Below are 4295 nucleotides of genomic sequence, written 5' to 3' on the forward strand. Positions count from 1 at the left end.
GAAGAATTTTAATGAGTTTTAGTTAGGAGGCAAGGTGCTGTGCGTAAGGTGAGTGGATAACATTAAATTGGTCAAATCCATTTGTTTTTCGATTGAAGATTAAATTGCGTAGGCCACCTATACGTGGCCACTCATGGTGGTTATTCCAATTTGGAACGGGGATGTAACGGGTATTATTTGTCATTATTTATTCTCCAAAACATTACGAAACGTAGCAAAATCGCCTCTTATCGCAGAACAGAGTAATGACATTAACGGTGTTTAAAAATTCCCGTTTAATGTAGAAAGGTACTTTTATAAATTCAACGGGTATTATTTTTTAGAAGAAGGACGTCCTGTTTTTTCATCTTCAGATCGGGGATCAACTTCACGCAGCCAATCACGAAGGGTATTTTTTCCTTTATATTGTTTGCCGTTCCCATATGTTTGAATTGCATGATGTTTTGTCATCTCTTCTATGGTCATATGCGGATAGATATCCCATAGCGTCCGAGCAATTGCTTGGCATATTAATTTATCCATTTGATTTGGACGCTTTTTTTCTTCCATCTGTGGAATATCTTCTTCACATCCCCCAATTAATCGCATTAAGTCACTAGGAATTTCTAAATTCTTTTTTTGAACCCACGAAAGAAAAACTGACGGTTTAACCCAATGCAACAGAAAATCTTTTTTGTTTTTCTCATAAATAATTAAGCTTTCATTTTGGGCCACACTTGCTTCAAACATTTGCTTATTTTTACTAAATTGCGAGCCTGAACTAATTGCATATTCCCACACATCATCATCCTCTTTGGGCTCTTGTCCTAAAATCAAAGAAATAGCTGCATGGACACGCCATAAATCCTGCTTCGTCCACCACTCATAATCCATACTTTTACTAGACATATAATAAATTCCTTAGCCAAAAATCGCTTCGTTCATTCTCGTCACTACCTTGCTTTTATGAGCTTCCGATAAATGGGCGTATCTCTTAACCATTTGTAATGTTTTATGACCTAGAATCTCGGCTATTTCAGCTAGGCTTGCACCATTCATGGCAAGATAAGATGCACAGCTATGGCGTAGGTCATGCCAGCGAAAATCGGTGATTCCTGCACGCTTTAAGGCATTTTCAAAAGGAGCACGTAGATCAGCTGGTTTATCTATATTTTTCCCAGGGAAAACCAAAGCGGAACTAACATGACGTACTTTAGCGTGCTGCTTCATAAGTTCAAGAGCATGACTAACTAGAGGCAAAACACGTCGTTCACCATTTTTTGTCACATCTAAAGTGATAACACCACGGTTGAGATCCACGCTTTTCCAATCAAGGCCAAAGATTTCCATACGACGGGCACCAGTTGAAAGAGCTAACACTGCTGTAATGTAAAGATACGGATGTTCGCTATTTTTACATTCATCTAAAAAGCGAGAACGCTCCTCGTCTGATAAAAATCGAACTCGACCGCGTGGTTCTTTTGGTTTTGTAACTTTACGAATGGGAGAGTCATCAAGCCAGCCCCATTCTTTTACTGCAATAGTTAAGGCATGAGAAAGAGCCGCCATATAGCGAACAACAGTTGAGGGTGAGCGCTTTATATGTCGCCTTGTTATACCGTTTGCTAATTTATCTCTTTTTTCCGCAATAAGGGCTGGTGATATTTCAGCTAGACTGTATTTCCCAAGTTCCTCCTTCCACCAATTGAGGTGTAATGTTCTATTTTTGCTATTTTTGGGTTTTGTGGGGAGAATATCTTTGATATAACGATCAATCAGCTCGCCAAGCGTTCTACGTTTTGCCTCTGTTGTTTTAAAGTGACGGCCTTCACGGATAGCAGCTTCAGTCTGTTGTGCCCACCTGCGAGCATCTGTTAATCGCTCAAAGGTTGCTTGCTGGGCAGGAAAACCTTTTAATCGCACTTTGACTCGATAACTTAATTTACCCTCTTTGCTTATTCTTTTTTCGATGTTTGCCATTAAAATATTATATGCAGTAAAAAGTGGCAGAAGGTTACAACAGTTGGCAATAAATGACAACAAGGGATGTATAATCACATGCAATGTCGTTACAATACACTGTTTTTAATTGATATTAATTCAATAATTTGTTATCAAGGGGCACTTATGGGGCATTAAGCCTGGGGTTCAAATCAAAATTGTTCTAAATATGATCCAAAAATCCCATATTTAGTTAAGCTGATCTATAAAATAAAACAGCAATTACACAAAAGAGAATTAATGTATGGAAATGTACAATATTTATTGTGATGAATCATGTCACTTGGAAAATGATCGACAACCTGTCATGGCTTTAGGTGCTATTTGGTGCCCTAAGTCAGAAGGTGCTCGTTTGTCTAAAGAAATCTCTGATATCAAAAATAAGCATAATGCTAAAGGAGAGTTAAAATGGGTAAAAGTATCAAGCTCACGTCAAGATTTTTATTTTGACCTGATAAATTGGTTTTTTAAAGAACCGGCTCTACATTTTAGAGCACTGGTTGTTTTAAATAAATCGCATCTTAATCATAAAAGTTTTAATCAAAATTCTCACGATACATTTTATTATAAAATGTATTTTTCATTACTAAATAAATTGCTAAGCCCAGACAATAAATATGATATTTATCTTGATATTAAAGATACACGTAGTCGCTTAAGAAATAGCCAGTTAAAAAAAATCCTATGTAATAATGTCTACGATTTCACTGAGGAAATGGTTGGCAAGGTTCAAAATGTACATTCAAATGAATCACATCTTATACAACTGACTGATTTATTTCTTGGAGCATTAACATATAAACATCGAAATCTTCATGGAAACTCTGCAAAGCTAGATATTATCAACCTTATAGAAACCAAACTTAAATATCCATTAACGTTGATGAAATCCACCCCATTAACTGAAGAAAAATTTAATTTATTTTTGTTTAGTCCACAACAAACGAATGGAAACCAGCAGAAGGAATAGAATTATGAATTTACCCTCTTGGTTGCCACCACTCTTTAATATAAACCCATGGAGTCATGATACTTACGAGCTACTTTATCAAATATTTCATACTGATTTTATTGCTAATAAAACCAAGTATAGCGGAACCCTTGTAATAGTCTCAAAACAAAAAGATGAAGAAAAAGAGCTCACATTTTGGCACATAACTACCCGAGAAGACGAAGCATGTGGACGACTCCCAGATTATAGGCGATGTGAAAGGTTACCTTGGTTAAAACCCATGCTAGAAAGTTATAATCATCCAGACATACTAGCTTGGGAAAATACAGAAGGTGATGGAAGCCTCAAAGTCTACGTGTGGCTAAAAGAACATGACTATATTGCCATAATGAAAAAAACTAGAAATGGTCAACTGATTTTAATCACAGCCTATTGGATAGAATATGAAAATGTAAAAAGAAAGCTCATGAAAAAATACAACACTAGAAATAAAGAAGCCAACGCATAACGTTGGCTCAACTCCTTCTGCCTTGGGCAGATGAGATATTCATATTATGGACGATTTTTCAGAAAAAAACAATGCGTTTAATTTGAACAACTTTAAAAAGTACGGCATGCCCTTCCATAATCAACCTTTAGTCATAGAGTGAATCAAATTAACATTCTCTTTTTTCGAGGTCGGAGAGGATTTTTTTACTTCGGGAGTAAACTTTACAAAAGCATCATTTCGTTGAACTTTATGATCATATAAACTTGCGCTCGCAACACTTTTTTTATTTATACTTTCATAGACTTGATTAATTTTGTCGTCATTCTTCATGGTTTGCTCCTTGCTCTTGAATATCTTCAACTTGAGTTGAAATAAAGTCAAAGCAATTTTCTCTGTCTTTAAGTATAGCACTTACTAAATACCTGCCATAATCCGAGATGGTACGAAGCTCTCCAGTTAAATTTGATACTTTATTAAATAATCCTCGAGTTTCCTCTCTATCGATAACAAAGCCATGAGATGGATAATCGGATATTAATGCATTGAGTTTATTATCTTTTAAGTTACCGTTATCTAGTCTAATGCCATATTCTTGAGCTATACGAAGAGATCTATCAACCTCTGCAACCCTTAGTGGGTCTATTTGCCCGAAGATAGGAGAAAATAAACCAGTAGTAATATCAGTCGATATTTGTGCTGCCATTTTTGTGGAAAAATTCATTCCTGACAATTTTAGAGACGTGAAAGTCCGTCTAAACATTCTTTCTGCTTCACCTTCCAAACAAAGTCCTTTTAAAGCTTTAGCTTCCCTAGGTAAAACCCTAACTACATGGGAAGAGGAAGTAGCTAGAATGTGGCGATTTACTAAATCAA

6 protein-coding genes are annotated in these 4295 nt (G+C 36.0%); 2 read left to right on the forward strand and 4 right to left on the reverse strand.

Features of this window, described 5'->3' with window-relative positions; translation table 11 throughout:
- Positions 1–312 precede the first annotated feature (312 nt).
- Entirely contained in the window at positions 313–888 is a 576-nt protein-coding gene (locus Q0495_RS16595; protein ID WP_298628398.1) for a hypothetical protein, read from the reverse strand.
- A 12-nt stretch (positions 889–900) separates the two neighbouring features.
- Positions 901–2037 carry a site-specific integrase gene (locus Q0495_RS16600; protein ID WP_298628409.1) on the reverse strand — a complete coding sequence of 379 codons (1137 nt, stop codon included), beginning with the start codon at positions 2035–2037 and terminating at the stop codon, positions 901–903.
- Between the two features lie 187 nt (positions 2038–2224).
- On the opposite strand from Q0495_RS16600, the gene Q0495_RS16605 reads away from it, so the two are divergent.
- Both Q0495_RS16605 and Q0495_RS16610 read left to right on the forward strand, forming a co-directional pair.
- Positions 2225–2950: a DUF3800 domain-containing protein gene (locus Q0495_RS16605; RefSeq protein WP_298628401.1), complete on the forward strand. Its 726-nt coding sequence runs from the start codon at positions 2225–2227 to the stop codon at positions 2948–2950.
- Positions 2951–2954: 4 nt separating this feature from the next.
- A complete protein-coding gene (locus Q0495_RS16610; RefSeq protein WP_298628404.1) occupies positions 2955–3440 on the forward strand; it encodes a hypothetical protein in 486 nt (161 codons plus the stop codon).
- A gap of 120 nt (positions 3441–3560) precedes the next feature.
- Here the strand turns inward: Q0495_RS16610 and Q0495_RS16615 are convergent, their stop codons facing one another.
- Both Q0495_RS16615 and Q0495_RS16620 read right to left on the reverse strand, forming a co-directional pair.
- Positions 3561–3752, reverse strand: a complete 192-nt coding sequence (locus Q0495_RS16615) for a hypothetical protein (RefSeq protein WP_298628407.1) — start codon at positions 3750–3752, stop codon at positions 3561–3563.
- Positions 3742–4295 (reverse strand): hypothetical protein (locus Q0495_RS16620; RefSeq protein WP_298628411.1); only part of this gene is annotated, 554 nt, incomplete at its 5' end. The genes Q0495_RS16615 and Q0495_RS16620, both read right to left, overlap by 11 nt.

Source organism: uncultured Legionella sp. (assembly GCF_937871865.1).
GTDB lineage: Bacteria > Pseudomonadota > Gammaproteobacteria > Legionellales > Legionellaceae > Legionella.